The sequence below is a fragment of the Paraburkholderia atlantica genome (assembly GCF_009362785.1).
Lineage (GTDB): Bacteria > Pseudomonadota > Gammaproteobacteria > Burkholderiales > Burkholderiaceae > Paraburkholderia > Paraburkholderia atlantica.
Map to the genome: position 1 here is coordinate 101,220 of NZ_WHNQ01000005.1, position 13,758 is coordinate 114,977.

Below are 13,758 nucleotides of genomic sequence, written 5' to 3' on the forward strand. Positions count from 1 at the left end.
GCTGTCGTCCCCCGGCTGGTGTCGTTGGCGGCTTTCGTCGTTACGGTCCCGGCTTGCGTCCCTTCCATCGAACCGAGCGCGTGCCCAGTCGTAGCGATTTTAGCGAACGAATGCTGCGGTCGACATAATGCGGCCGGCCGGTGCCCGGCAGGCGCGTCGGTACGCCGTCCGCGTGCGGCTTGCGCGGCAGGTGCCCGGTGATCCACACGGTGCGGATGCCGAGCCGCCGATAGTTCTTCAGGTGCGAGCGCGTGTCCTCGACGAGGATCGCGTCGTTCAGCGACACCTGCGCGTCGCGCATCGCGCGGCGCAGCATTGCGTGATCGGGCTTCGCGCGCCATTGGCGGCGATCGCGCATGTGCTCGATCGCGATCACGCGCTCGAACAGCCGCTCGATACGCAACTCGGCGAGCACCGCGCGCGCGTAGGTTTCGGGCGCATTGGTCAGCACGATCTTGCGGCCCGGGAGCGCCGCGACCAGCCGCGCGACGCCGCGCTCGTGGCGGATCATCGAGCCGAGGTCGGGGAACGTGTGCACGACCTTCAGGAAGTCGTGCGCGTCGAGCGGATGATGGCGCGTGAGACCGAGCAGGGCTGCGCCGTAGCGCAGCGTGTAGCCGGTGCGCAGACGGTTGGCTTCGTCGGTGTCGACTTGCAGCGCGTCGATGATGTACTGGGTCATGCCGCGATTGATCGCGGGAAAAATGGCGTGCGACGCGTGATGCAGCGTGTTGTCGAGATCGAACAGCCAGACCGGCTTGCCGCTCGCGATGTCAGGACGGCGGCGCCGCGAAGTGGGGGTGCGCATGGTAGAGATCTTCAGCCGCTGACGGGCGTTTCATGCTGCGGATGCGGATCGACGCTCGGCGGCGCGCATGGACTGCCGGCCGCGAGGGGCGGCACAGGCGTAGCGCCGTAGTGGCGCAACCCCTGTACCGGGAATGCCGCAACGCTCAATGCGAGCGGATCATTGTGCCGAACGGCTGTTCGGTCAGAATTTCGAGCAGCACCGAGTGCTCGATGCGACCGTCGATGATGTGCACCGAGCGCACGCCGCTCTTTGCCGCATCGAGCGCGGACGAGATTTTCGGCAGCATGCCGCCGGAGATCGTGCCATCTTCGAAGAGGCCGTCGATCTCGCGCGCCGACAGGTCGGTCAGCAGATTGCCTTCCTTGTCCATCACGCCGGGGATGTTGGTCATCATCACGAGCTTTTCGGCATTCAGCACGACCGCCAGCTTGCCCGCGACGAGGTCCGCGTTGATGTTGTACGACAGGCCGTCTTCGCCGAAGCCGATCGGCGAGATCACCGGAATGAACGCGTCGTCCTGCAGTGCCTTCACGACCGCCGGGTTGATCGCTTCGACCTCGCCGACCTGGCCGATGTCGACGTACTGGCCCGGCTTTTCGCGATCCGGCATCAGCATCTTGCGCGCGTGGATCAGGCCGCCGTCCTTGCCGGTCAGGCCGACCGCGTGGCCGCCGAAGTGGTTGATCAGCATCACGATGTCCTGCTGCACCTCGCCGCCGAGCACCCATTCGACGACTTCCATCGTCTCTTCGTCGGTGACGCGCATGCCCTGGATGAACGTGCCCTGTTTGCCGATTTTCTTAAGCGCCTGGTCGATTTGCGGACCACCGCCGTGCACGATGACCGGGTTGATGCCGACCAGCTTCAGCAGAATCACGTCGCGCGCGAAGCCCTGCTTCAGACGCTCTTCGGTCATGGCGTTGCCGCCGTATTTGATGACCACGGTCTTGCCGTGATACTGGCGGATGTAGGGCAGCGCCTCGGCCAGAATTTCGGCTTTCAGGGTGGGCGCAATCTGCGAGAGGTCGGGAAGCTCGGACATGGCGGCAGGCTCGGGCACGGAACAGTTAAAACAGCGCGAATTGTACAGGACTGGCGCGCTGCAACAGGGTTTTCGGCAGCAGCGCAACGACGGGCGGTGCAGGCTTGGCGTACTGCACCATGACGGGTCACGGAGGCGGGGCAAACAGCAAGCGTAGCGCACTTGCGTGACGGCCGTGCATTGGCCGAACGGACGACTGCACCTAAGCGTATCAGTCATGGCATCATGATCTGACCGATGTCCCCGGCCCTTCCCGCCCATTCGCAATGAAATCGTCTTCTACCCGTTCCGGGCGCAGCGCGCGCTGTCCGCGCTGCGGCAATGCCTTCGACTGCGGCATGCAGGGCGAGACATCATCTCCGTGCTGGTGCCGTGCCCTGCCGCCGCTGCCGGCGGAGCGGCTGAAGCCGGGCGGCCGGTGCTTGTGCCCGGAATGTCTCGCCGCGGAGATTGCCCAGGCGACACGCGAGGGGAGTGGCGTTGAACGGCCGTAATCGCTGCGTTTGCCAACGGCCGATCTGAACCCGCCTATGCGCCGCGATGCTGCGCCGCCAGCGCCCGCAGATCGCGCGCCACTACTCCCAGCGCCGGCTCCCATTCGCCGAACCGCGGTTGCCGATACAACGTGGCGCTCGGATACCACGGGCTGTCGCCGCGCTCCAGCAACCAGACCCAATGCGGATTGACGTCGAGCAGCACCCACGTGCGCTGACCGAGCGCGCCGCTCAGATGTGCGACCGATGTGCATACGGTGATCACGAGGTCGAGCTCGCTGACGAAGGCGGCGGTGTCGTCGAAGGTCGCGAGGCTCGCAGTGTCATCGATCATCTGCAGGCCGGCCGCGCGGGCGGCGGCGACCTCGGCGGCCGCACCCGGCTGCAGCGAGTAGAACGTGACCTCGTCGATACCGGCGAAATGCGCGGCATAGCGCTGCCAGCCGACGCTGCGAAACGGGTTTCGCTGATGCCTGCGGCTACCCGTCCACGCGAGGCCCACCTTCAGGCGGCCTCCGCAAGCAAGACGCTTGCGCCACACTTCGCGCGCGGTCACATCGGCGAACAGGTAGGGCGCGGCTGGAATGGTCTCTTCGCGGGTATCGAAGATCAGCGGCAAGCTCAGCAGCGGAATTTCATAGTCCATCGGCGGCAGCGATTCGACGCCGCCGCCGGACGAGAAACCGTCGACATGAGCGCCGAGGCTGCGCGCGAGCAGCGCGCCCATCTGCGGAAACGAATTCCACACGACGCGGCCGCCCTCGCGATGCACGCGCTCTGCCAGCATCGGGATGTAACGGCTGAACTGCAGCACGTCGCCCATTCCCTGTTCGCCCCATACGAGCAGCGTCTTGCCGGCAAGCGGCTCGCCGCGCCAGATCGGCGCCGGCATCACCGGACGGCTGCCGCCGAGTTCCTTCGAGCCGTCCCAGCGCGCCTCGTGCGACGCCCACCCTTCGGCGTATCGACCGCGCAAGAGTTGCAGCATGCCGAGGTTCGAGCGCATCGCCGGGTTCTGCGGAGCGAGCTCGCAGGCCGTCGTGGCGGCCTGTTCGGCGTCGTCCCAGCGTTGCGCTTCACGTAACGTCAGCGCATAGTTGTTGTAAGCCAGCGGACTGCCAGGCGCGCGCTGCAGGGCCTGCGCGCCGGCTTCGAGCGCGTGGGGCAGGTCCAGACTCTGGCGATACGCGTTGGCGAGGTTGATCCACGCGTTGCCGTCGTCGGGGGCATCGCGAATCGCGGTCTCGAGCAGCGCGAGCTGTTCGCTCAGATCGCCGTCGGTAAGCGTCAGCGCGCTCGCGAGATTGTTGCGTAGCTGCGGCAGCGCCGGATCGAGCGCCAGCGCCCGACGATACGGAGCGATCGCGTCGGCATGCCGGCCGGCCATCTGCAGCGCATAGCCGGCGCGGAAGTGCGCGACGGCGCTCCCCGCATCGAGTTGGGCAATAATGGCGGCGAGTTCGATCGCCTCCGCATGGCGCTGTTGCGCGAGCCATGCGGCCATCAGCGCGTCGAGCGAGGCGCCATCGAGCGGATGCAGTTTGGCCGCAGCGTGGAGGTAACGGGCTTCGTCCGCCGTGGCGCCGCTGGCTCGGGCCGCGGCGGCATCGCGCAGTAAAGTCAGGTATGCGGACGAAGCGTCGGCTTCGCGAATCGCGGTGGGCGGCATGAAGGGATGGCGTGGAACAGTCGTCGATACAGCCTGGCGGCGTGCGATGCTATTTCGAACACAGTCATGTTACCGGCACTCGGCCGCCTGGTCAGCCAGGCGGGTCCGAACGGATAGACTAGGGTCATGCAACGTATAACCAACACCGGCCGCGTCAATCTCGGTCACCTGTTCTGGCTGCGCAGCCTCGCGATCATCGGTCAGCTGCTGACGATCGCGTTCGTGCAGATCTTCATCGGCGCCAATCTGCCGTTGCCCGCGATGCTGCTCGTGATCGGGCTCGAAGTGCTGTTCAATGCGCTCACATGGTTTCGCGTGTCGCAGCAGCGTCCCGAGTCCAACATCGAGCTGTTCGGGCAGATCTGGGTCGATCTCGGCGCGTTGTCGGCGCTGCTGTTCCTGTCCGGCGGCACCACCAACCCGTTCGTGTCGCTGTACCTGCCATCGCTCGCGATCGCGGCGGCCGTGCTGCCGTGGTATCTGATGGCCTGGCTCGCGGCGTTCGCAGTCGCCTGCTACGCGATGCTCAGTTTCGATTCGGTGCCGCTCAATCTCGAGAATCCCGCCAACCTGTTCGACTACTATCGCTCGGGCATGTGGGTCAACTTCATGGTCAGCGTGGGGCTGATCGCGTGGTTCGTCGCGCGCATGTCGCGGGCGCTGCGGCTACGTGACGCAGCGCTTGGAGAAGCGCAGCAGCGCTTGCTCCAGGACGAACGGGCGGTCGCGCTCGGTGTTCAGGCGGCCACTGTGGCACACGAAATCGGCACCCCTCTGTCTACAATCGCGATGTTGTCAGAGGAATTGCGCGACGCGGCGCGCACCGACGCGGGACTCGCGCCCTACCGCGCCGATCTCGAATTGCTCGAGCAGCAGATGACGTTGTGCACGTCGGCGCTCGCGCGCTTGCGCAGCCGCGCGACGACCACGACGAACCGTCAGCCGGTCGACGAATGGCTCGAATCGTTTGCCGAGCAATGGCGTCTTCGCCATCCGCACGTAAAGTTCGAGCGGCTCGGCACGCCGCCCGCCGATGTCAGTCTCAACGACACGGTGGCCGTCAGCCAGATACTGACGATCCTGCTCGACAACGCCGCGCGCGCGAGCCGCGATCACGTGACGCTGTCCTGCACGCTCGCACCACGCGGCGACCAGATAGAGTTCGAAGTATGCGACCACGGTCCCGGCATTCCGGTCGCGCTGCGCGGCTCGCTCGGCACGATGCCCGTGGAGAGCACGCAGGGCGGTCACGGCGTCGGCCTGTATCTGGCGTTTTCGGCGGCGGCGCGTCTGAAGGGATCGATCGAGCTGACCGACGCCAACGGCGGGCGGCCGCGCGGCACGCGTGCGGTGCTGCGACTGCCGCTCGGCGCGCGCAAGATTTCCGGAGCGAGCCCGCAAGGCGCCGCGCCATCCAACACGGAGAAACAGGCATGAGCGAAAAGAATTTTCTGGTGATCGACGACGACGAAGTGTTCTCCGGCATCCTGGCGCGCGGCTTGACGCGGCGCGGCTACACGGTGAGCGAAGCGCACAACGCGGACGAGGCGATCCGGCTCGCGAATCAGCAGAAGTTCAGCGAGATCACCGTGGACCTGCATCTGGGCAACGACTCTGGCCTGACGCTCGTCGCACCGTTACGCGATCTGCAACCCGATGCGCGCATGCTGGTGCTGACCGGCTACGCGAGCATCGCCACAGCGGTGCAGGCGGTCAAAGACGGCGCCGACAACTATCTCGCGAAGCCCGCCAACGTCGAGACGATCCTGTCGGCGCTGCAAAGCGAGGCGAGCGCGTTGCAGGCCGAGGAGGCGATCGAGCATCCGCAGCCGCTGTCGGTGGCGCGGCTCGAATGGGAGCATATCCAGCGTGTGCTCGCCGAACACAACGGCAATATCTCTGCGACCGCGCGCGCGTTGAACATGCATCGGCGCACGTTGCAGCGCAAGCTGGCGAAGCGGCCGGTGAGGCAGTAGGCCGCGATCGGGCGGCACGAAACAAAACGGGCTGCCTATGCGAAGGCAGCCCGTTTTTTATGCATCAGCGCTTGGCGCCGTGACAGCGCATATCACAGCACGTAGCGTGACAAATCCTCGTCTTCCGCCACTTCGTTCAACGCGCGATCGACGTAAGCCGCGTCGATCTGCACTGTACGGCCCGAATGATTGCCGGCCGAGAACGACACTTCCTCGAGCAGCTTTTCGATGACCGTATAAAGACGCCGCGCGCCGATGTTCTCGGTCTTCTCGTTGACCGAGTACGCGATCTCGGCAAGACGGCGGATACCGTCGTCGGCGAATTCGAGGTGCACGTCTTCGGTTGCGAGCAGGGCCTGGTATTGCTTGACGAGGCTCGCATCCGTCGACACGAGGATCGATTCGAAGTCGTTGACCGACAGCGAATCGAGTTCGACGCGAATCGGGAAGCGCCCCTGCAGCTCGGGAATCAGATCGCTCGGCTTCGCGAGATGGAACGCGCCGCTCGCGATGAACAGGATGTGATCGGTCTTCACCATGCCGTACTTGGTGTTGATCGTCGTGCCCTCGACGAGCGGCAGCAGATCGCGCTGCACGCCCTGACGGGACACTTCGCCGCCGCCGGCTTCGTTGCGCGACGCGATCTTGTCGATTTCGTCGAGGAACACGATGCCGTTCTGCTCGACGTTCTGCACCGCCTTGGACTTCACCTCTTCGTCGTTCAGCATCTTGCCGGCTTCTTCGTCGGTGAGCACCTTCAGCGCTTCCTTGACCTTCATCTTGCGGCGCGTCTTCTTGCCGCCGCCGATGTTGGCGAACATCGAGCGGATCTGCTCGGTCATGTCTTCCATGCCCGGCGGCCCCATGATGTCCATGCCGACCTGCGGCTGCTCGACGTCGAGCTCGATTTCCTTGTCGTCGAGCTGGCCTTCGCGCAGGCGCTTGCGGAACGTCTGACGCGTCGTGCTGCCTTCGTCGGCGGTATCGGTCGAACTCGTGCTCGAACCGAAGCCGACCGGCCGTGCGGTCGGCAGCAGAATGTCGAGGATTCGGTCTTCGGCCAGATCGCCGGCCTTGGTCCGCACTTTGCGCATTTCGGTTTCGCGGGTCTGCTTGACTGAGATCTCGATCAGATCGCGCACGATGCTGTCGACGTCGCGGCCCACGTAGCCGACTTCGGTGAACTTGGTCGCTTCGATCTTGATGAACGGCGCGTCCGCGAGCTTCGCGAGACGCCGCGCGATTTCGGTCTTGCCGACGCCGGTCGGTCCGATCATCAGGATGTTCTTCGGCGTGATTTCCTGGCGCAGCGGTTCGTCGACCTGCTGACGGCGCCAGCGGTTGCGCAGCGCGACGGCCACGGCTTTCTTCGCGCGGCCTTGGCCGATGATGTGCTTGTCGAGCTCGGAGACGATCTCGGCGGGGGTCATGGTGCTCATCGATGGGTCCTTACTCGATCGTCTCAATGACGCGGTTATGGTTCGTGTAGATGCACATGTCGCCGGCGATTTCCAGCGATTTCTCCACGATGTCGCGCGGCGACAGATCGGTGTTGTCTGCAAGCGCCTTCGCGGCCGCCTGCGCGTACGCACCGCCCGAGCCGATCGCGCAAATGCCGCCTTCGGGATCGAGCACGTCACCGTTGCCGGTGATGACGAGCGTGGTGGTCGCGTCCGCGGTGATCAGCATCGCTTCGAGACGACGCAGCATGCGGTCGGTGCGCCAGTCTTTCGCGAGCTCCACGGCCGCGCGCGTCAGATTGCCCTGATGCTTTTCGAGCTTCGCCTCGAAGCGGTCGAGCAGCGAGAAGGCATCCGCCGTGCCGCCGGCGAAGCCGACCAGCACCTTGCCGTTATAGATGCGCCGGACCTTCTTCGCGCCGCCTTTCATGACGATGTTGCCGAGCGTCACCTGGCCGTCGCCGCCGAGCGCCACCTTGTTGCCGCGGCGCACGGAAACGATCGTCGTGCCGTGAAATTGCTCCATATGCGTTCCTCTTTGCAAAACGGGTAGGACGCGGCAGCGCTGCGCGCTGCCGCATGAATCCAGTCAGCGGACGGCGCGCCGGCTGGCGCGCTCGTGAGCGCATGTCCGATCTATTTTAGGGCGGGCGCGGTCATATCAAGATCCGCTGGAAGGCATAGGGCGAAAAACGGGAAATCCGCTCAGGAAGCCTGAGAAACGAGGCGGGAAGGGGCGGCGGGACGGGAGGGATGGCGGAGCTTGCGGGGATGTCGCGCAAAAAGAAAAGGCGCACGGTTCACCGTGCGCCTCTCGACGAAGCAGCGTTTTCAGGGCGCCAAGCCGAAGCCGCGCCTCAGCTAATCAGTCGCCGAACAGCTTCTGGCGCAGTTCGCGGCGCTCTTGTGCTTCGAGCGACAGCGTAGCCGTGGGCCGTGCGAGCAGACGCGGAATGCCGATCGGCTCGCCGGTTTCTTCGCACCAGCCGTAGTCGCCCGCCTCGATGCGTGCGATCGATTGCTGCACTTTCTTCAGCAGCTTGCGTTCGCGGTCGCGCGTGCGCAGTTCGAGCGCATGCTCTTCCTCGATCGTGGCGCGATCGGCCGGGTCCGGCACGATGACCGTTTCACGCAGGTTCTCGGTCGTCTGGCCGGCATTGCGGAGAATGTCCGCCTGCAACTGTTCGAGCCTGTTCTTGAAGAAGGCGAGCTGATCCTCATTCATGTAATCCTTGTCGCTCATCTTCAGGATTTCGGCTTCGGTCAAGAGTCGTTTCGTCGTCATCTGGCTTACTTCTTCAATGTGAGGCAAAACTCATAGTGCCCGCACTTTCGTATTGCCCGCAAACGCGTCGCGCGGACGCGCGGCGCACTGGGCCACGAACGTTGCACTGTCGTGACGCCGAAGCGCCTGGCGCCCACACACACCGGGCGTTGCTAGCTACGCCGCTGCGGGGCCGAACTCCTCTGGAAACCGATTCACACATGCTCCTGAGGCATCGCTCGCCGACAAGCGCGTGCCCTTTCAGGCCATGCCCGCCGGCGTTTTCGGCGTGTCTCCGGACAAGATTTTCCGGCGCCGTTTCAGGCCCGTCGCGGGATACGCGCGACCGGGCAATTCGTTGTCATTCTCCAGTGGGCACGTATTGTAACTGAATCACAATCCGGCACCGCAACTGCTGAAAATCTGCCCGCGGCGCAGCGATATCTCGAAAATATAACGCGCACACAGCCAAAAAGCGATGGTCGTGCACGCTTTAATACAGCAGGGTTTTCACGCGTTTTTCATATGACCGGCATTCGCCCGATCTCGGCGCCGCGGCGTGGCAGTTTCTGCAGAGGATTCACACCCGCGCAGTCGGCCTCGGGCGTCTCGGCGCAATAGAAGTAGCACGACGCATGCCGCGCTGCGCGGCATGTCGTGGGCCTTCTACGGGGTTTGGTTACGTGAGGGTGCCGCGCCCGCTCAGGCGAGGCAGGCGTCGAGACCGTCGGTGATCAGGTCGCGCGGCAGTTCGATGCCGATGAACACCATCTTGTTGGTCTTCTTCTCGGCCGGTTGCCATTTCGCGGCGAGGTCGCTACCCATCATTTGATGCACGCCCTGGAACACTACCTTGCGATCGACGCCCTTCATGTACAGCACGCCCTTATAGCGCAGCAGGTGCTCGCCGTAGATCTGCAGGATACCGCCGAGGAAGTCTTCGAGCTTGTTCGGATCGAACGGACGATCGCTGCGGTACACGAATGACTTGATCTTGTCGTCGTGATGCGCATGGTGGTGATGTCCATGATCGTGGCCTTCGTGATCGCAATGGCCATGGTCGTGATCGCAGTTCGCGTGATCGTGTTCGTGATCATGGTCGCCGTGCGCGTGGCCGTGTTCGTCGTGCGCATGCGCGTGGCTGTGCGCGTGTTCGTCCTCGGCGAGGAAGTCCGGGTCGATTTCGAGCTTCGAGTTCAGGTTGAAGCCGCGCAGATCGAAAATTTCCTTGATGTCCGCTTCGCCGAAATTGACGATCCTGATCGCCGCCTTCGGGTTCATGTGTAGCAGACGGTGGCGCAGATCGCCCACGTGCCGCTCGTCGACGAGATCGGCCTTGGTGATGAACAGGCGGTCGGCGAAACCGACCTGGCGCTGCACCACTTCGTGCTCGTCGAGCTGACGGTCCGCATGCTTCGCGTCGACCAGCGTGATGATCGCGTCGAGCAGGAAGTCGCTCGCAATCTGATCGTCCATGAAGAAAGTTTGTGCGACCGGGCCCGGATTCGCGAGGCCGGTGGTTTCGATCACGACACGGTCGAAGTCCACTTCGCCCGCCTGCTTCTTCGCGGCCAGATCGTTGAGCACGCGCGACAGGTCGCCGCGAATCGTGCAGCAGATGCAGCCGTTGCTCATCTGGATGATCTGCTCGGTCGTGTCCTGCACGAGGATCTCGTTGTCGATGTTCTCTTCGCCGAACTCGTTCTCGATGACGGCGATCTTCATGCCGTGCTTTTCGTTCAGGATGCGCTTGAGCAGGGTGGTTTTACCGCTGCCGAGAAAGCCGGTCAGGATGGTGACTGGAATCATGTGGGTCGCCTGTAAGTCGTGAAACGGTGCGTGATCGAACGCTAGCGCAACGCTAGCCAGAAGCGTGAGGCCGGCCGCCGCAGCCAGATGGCGCGGCCCTGTCCAGCCGGTTATTGAAACATATTTGCCTGGCGGGCGCAGGGGCGGCCGCCTTGCGGCCTGCTGACGGCCGGCTGCGCGGAGGCTGGCCGGTGCGGCCGCCAGCACGCGCAATGACCTCCAAAATATGGGTGGTCAGGCGATTTGCAACAGCAGGCCCTTCAGATACTCCCCTTCAGGGAACGCCGTGAGCAGCGGATGATCGACGCCCGCGCCCAGCCGCTTCAGGATGCGTGCGTCGACGCGTGCGTCGGCGGCAGCGCCGGACACGATCTTCTGGAACAGCTCGGGATCGATCGCGCCGGAGCACGAGTACGTGAACAGCAAACCGCCCGGACGCAGCAGCTTCAGGCCCGTCAGATTGATGTCCTTGTACGCGCGCGACGCGCGGTCCACGTGCTCGCGCGATGGCGCGAACTTCGGCGGATCGAGCACGATCAGGTCGAAGCGCTCGCCTTCGTCATAGAGACGCCGCAGTGTCTTGAACGCGTCGGCGTCGAGCCAGCTCGCGCGATCGGCATCGAAGCCGTTGGCCGCGACGTTCTGCTGTGCGAGCGCGAGCGCCTCACCCGACGAATCGACCGACACCACGCGTTTCGCGCCACCCTTGAGCGCCGCGAGCGAAAAGCCGCCGGTGTAGCAGAAGCAGTTCAGCACGTCGCGATCTTTCGCGAACTGCTGCACGAGCAGGCGGTTATCGCGCTGGTCGACATAGAAGCCGGTTTTGTGGCCGTTGCGCACGTCGACGTGATAGCGCACGCCGTTTTCGCTCGCGATCAGCTTTTCCGAAGGCGGCTCGCCCGCGAGCACGCCGGTGACCTGTTCGAGCCCTTCCTTCTGACGGATCGACACGTCCGAGCGCTCGTAGACGTTCGGGCAGCCGGTCGCGCCGACCAGCGCCGCGACGATCGCGTCCTTCCACGCCTCGACGCCGGCCGCCATGAACTGACAGACGATCTGGCTGCGCTGCCCCGCGTCCTCGGCGACGTAGTAATCGACGATCAGGCCCGGCAGACCGTCCGCCTCGCCGAAGATCAGCCGCACGGCGCCGGTGTCGCGCACCATCGCCTGACGATGCGCGAACGCACGCTGCACGCGGCGCTTGAAGAACGCGTGATCGATCGGCTCGGCTTCGTCGAAGCTCCACACGCGTGCGCGGATCTGTGAGTGCGGGCTGTAGGCGGCGCGCGCGAGAAAGCGGCCGTCGTGCGCGCGCACGAGCACGGTCGCGCCGGGCGCGGGGCGGCCGTCGACATGTTCGATCGCATTGGCGTAGACCCACGGATGGCGGCGCAGCAGCGATTTTTCTTTCGACGGTTTGAGCGTAACGGTATTCATCAGGTGTCGGTCAGGTACTAGCGAAGGCGGCGCGTCGTGGCGCGCGGCGGCAGTCGCGTGATCAGTTGCGTTTCTTCGCGCGAGGATGCGCGCTGTCGTAGACGTGGGCGAGGTGCTGGAAATCGAGGCCCGTATACACCTGCGTCGCGGTGATGCTCGCGTGTCCGAGCAGTTCCTGCACGGCGCGCAGATCGCCGCTCGACTGCAGCACGTGCGTTGCGAACGAATGGCGCAGCACGTGCGGATGCACGTTGGCGGGAATGCCGGCGGCGAGCGCCGCGCGCTTCACGCGCTCGCGCACGACGTTCGGCGATAGCCGGTTGCCGCGGGCCGACAGGAAGAGCGGATGCGGATCGTGGCCGACCATCCGTTCGCGCACCGCGAGCCATGCATTCAGCGCCGCGACCGCCTTGCTGCCCACCGGCACGACGCGGCGCCGGTTGCCTTTGCCGAGCACTTCGACTTCGCCGGAATCGAGCTTCAGCCAGCCGGCCGAGCGATAGCCGTCGACGTCGGCGAAACGCACGTCGAGGCCGACCAGTTCGGCGAGGCGCAGGCCCGATGAGTAGAACAGCTCGAGCATCGCGTGGTCGCGCAGGCCTTCGGGGGAGTCGGCGGGCGGGCTGTCCATCAGGCGCGCGGTATCGTCGACGGAAAGGGCCTTCGGCAGCGTTTTCGCCTGCTTCGGTGCGCGCACCGCGGCGACCGGATTGGCCGGCAGCTCGACGTGGCCCGCGAGCCAGCGATAAAACGCGCGCCACGCCGACAGCCGATGGCCGATCGAGCGCGCGGTGAGGCCGCCCACATGCGCGCGGGCGACGGCGCCGCGGATGTCGACGGCGGTCAGACTTTCGAGCGGTCGGCCTTTGGCGAGCAGCTTCAGTTCCGCGAGCTCATGCGTATAACCGCGCAGCGTATGCTCCGACAGCCGCCGCTCGTGCTCGAGATGCGACAGGTAGGCGGCGATCGGGTCGGCGGCGGTCACGGTGGGCGGTGACGTTGCGTGGCTCAGCGCGGCAGCAGTCGGCTCAGCGCGGCGCTCGCGAGCGCGCCGATCTGCGTGAGGAAATCGGTGGCCATGCCTTCGTGGAAGCGTCGCGGGTCGGATGAGCCCATCACGAGCAGGCCGAACGTCGGCGCGTCTTCGGCGCCTTCGGGGTCGCGCAGCGCGAGTAGCGCGATCGATTCGGTGGTCTGCGCCGTTTCGCTCGATGCGGCGCTGGGGTCGTCGGTCGCGCTCGTTGCCAGATTTGTCGCCGGGTTGCCCGCGCCCGCCGTTTGCGCGAGCCACTGTGCGGCCTCGAAGCCGGTGTTGGCGCCGCAATACGGCGTGCTCAGGCTGCCCGCGAAAATCCGCACTTCCTCGCTGACGTGGCGCGCGAAGTCGGCTTGCGCATACGGCTCGGCGACGTCCCACACACGCAGTGCCGCTTGCGGCACGTCGAAGATATCGAGCAGACCGCCGGCGATCGTGCGCGGCAGCGCGTACGGATCGCGCTCGGCCATCACTCGGATGGTCCAGCGGTTGAATTTCGACGCAATGCTGTCGTTCTCGTGACCGTAGCGCAGCAGTTCGGCAAGGCGCCGCTCGAGATGCTTGTTCTTGTCGCGCAGCATCTCCATCTGCCGCTCCTGCAGCGACACCGCGGCTTTGCCGTGCGGGTTCGCGAGTCGGACGGTCGCGAGCGTTTCCGCGTGTTCGACGAAGAATTCGGGATTGGCGAGCAGGTATTCGGCGACTTCGCGATCGTTCATGGTTTCGGCTAGAGGACTACAAGATGGCCGCCTCGCGGCGG

At 65.0% G+C, this 13,758-nt stretch carries 13 protein-coding genes; 3 read left to right on the forward strand and 10 right to left on the reverse strand.

What is annotated here, in order from left to right; translation table 11 throughout:
* Window positions 1–40: 40 nt before the first annotated feature.
* Window positions 41–808 carry a pyrimidine 5'-nucleotidase gene (locus tag GCT19_RS09125; RefSeq protein WP_152851691.1) on the reverse strand — a complete coding sequence of 256 codons (768 nt, stop codon included), beginning with the start codon at window positions 806–808 and terminating at the stop codon, window positions 41–43.
* Window positions 809–953: 145 nt separating this feature from the next.
* Window positions 954–1,853, reverse strand: coding sequence for an acetylglutamate kinase (gene argB / locus GCT19_RS09130; RefSeq protein ID WP_013088074.1), 900 nt, complete (start codon window positions 1,851–1,853; stop codon window positions 954–956).
* Window positions 1,854–2,119: 266 nt separating this feature from the next.
* On the opposite strand from argB, the gene GCT19_RS09135 reads away from it, so the two are divergent.
* Window positions 2,120–2,347 (forward strand): cysteine-rich CWC family protein, encoded by a 228-nt coding sequence (locus GCT19_RS09135; protein WP_084598419.1) that lies wholly within the window; start codon window positions 2,120–2,122, stop codon window positions 2,345–2,347.
* 34 nt (window positions 2,348–2,381) lie between these two features.
* On the opposite strand, the gene GCT19_RS09140 is transcribed toward GCT19_RS09135, so the two are convergent.
* The gene (locus GCT19_RS09140) at window positions 2,382–4,016 is read right to left on the reverse strand and encodes a tetratricopeptide repeat protein (RefSeq protein WP_152851692.1); all 1,635 of its coding nucleotides are present in this window, start codon (window positions 4,014–4,016) and stop codon (window positions 2,382–2,384) included.
* Between the two features lie 126 nt (window positions 4,017–4,142).
* On the opposite strand from GCT19_RS09140, the gene GCT19_RS09145 reads away from it, so the two are divergent.
* Both GCT19_RS09145 and GCT19_RS09150 read left to right on the forward strand, forming a co-directional pair.
* Entirely contained in the window at window positions 4,143–5,453 is a 1,311-nt protein-coding gene (locus tag GCT19_RS09145; protein ID WP_013088075.1) for an ATP-binding protein, read from the forward strand.
* Window positions 5,450–5,992, forward strand: coding sequence for a response regulator transcription factor (locus tag GCT19_RS09150; RefSeq protein ID WP_013088076.1), 543 nt, complete (start codon window positions 5,450–5,452; stop codon window positions 5,990–5,992). The genes GCT19_RS09145 and GCT19_RS09150 overlap by 4 nt, the downstream gene beginning before the upstream one ends.
* Before the next feature lie 92 nt (window positions 5,993–6,084).
* Here the strand turns inward: GCT19_RS09150 and hslU are convergent, their stop codons facing one another.
* From hslU to GCT19_RS09185, 7 genes are all read right to left on the reverse strand, one after another.
* On the reverse strand, window positions 6,085–7,431 hold the full coding sequence (gene hslU, locus GCT19_RS09155) for an ATP-dependent protease ATPase subunit HslU (protein WP_013088077.1): 1,347 nt from the start codon (window positions 7,429–7,431) through the stop codon (window positions 6,085–6,087).
* Between the two features lie 10 nt (window positions 7,432–7,441).
* Window positions 7,442–7,978, reverse strand: coding sequence for an ATP-dependent protease subunit HslV (hslV, locus tag GCT19_RS09160; RefSeq protein ID WP_152851693.1), 537 nt, complete (start codon window positions 7,976–7,978; stop codon window positions 7,442–7,444).
* 339 nt (window positions 7,979–8,317) lie between these two features.
* Entirely contained in the window at window positions 8,318–8,737 is a 420-nt protein-coding gene (dksA, locus tag GCT19_RS09165) for an RNA polymerase-binding protein DksA (RefSeq protein WP_008923580.1), read from the reverse strand.
* Between the two features lie 681 nt (window positions 8,738–9,418).
* Entirely contained in the window at window positions 9,419–10,525 is a 1,107-nt protein-coding gene (locus GCT19_RS09170; RefSeq protein ID WP_152851694.1) for a CobW family GTP-binding protein, read from the reverse strand.
* Window positions 10,526–10,759: 234 nt separating this feature from the next.
* Window positions 10,760–11,962 carry a class I SAM-dependent rRNA methyltransferase gene (locus GCT19_RS09175; RefSeq protein ID WP_152851695.1) on the reverse strand — a complete coding sequence of 401 codons (1,203 nt, stop codon included), beginning with the start codon at window positions 11,960–11,962 and terminating at the stop codon, window positions 10,760–10,762.
* Between the two features lie 61 nt (window positions 11,963–12,023).
* Window positions 12,024–12,947, reverse strand: a complete 924-nt coding sequence (xerC, locus tag GCT19_RS09180; protein ID WP_321576779.1) for a tyrosine recombinase XerC — start codon at window positions 12,945–12,947, stop codon at window positions 12,024–12,026.
* Between the two features lie 23 nt (window positions 12,948–12,970).
* Window positions 12,971–13,717, reverse strand: coding sequence for a DUF484 family protein (locus tag GCT19_RS09185; RefSeq protein ID WP_018436926.1), 747 nt, complete (start codon window positions 13,715–13,717; stop codon window positions 12,971–12,973).
* Window positions 13,718–13,758: the final 41 nt, after the last annotated feature.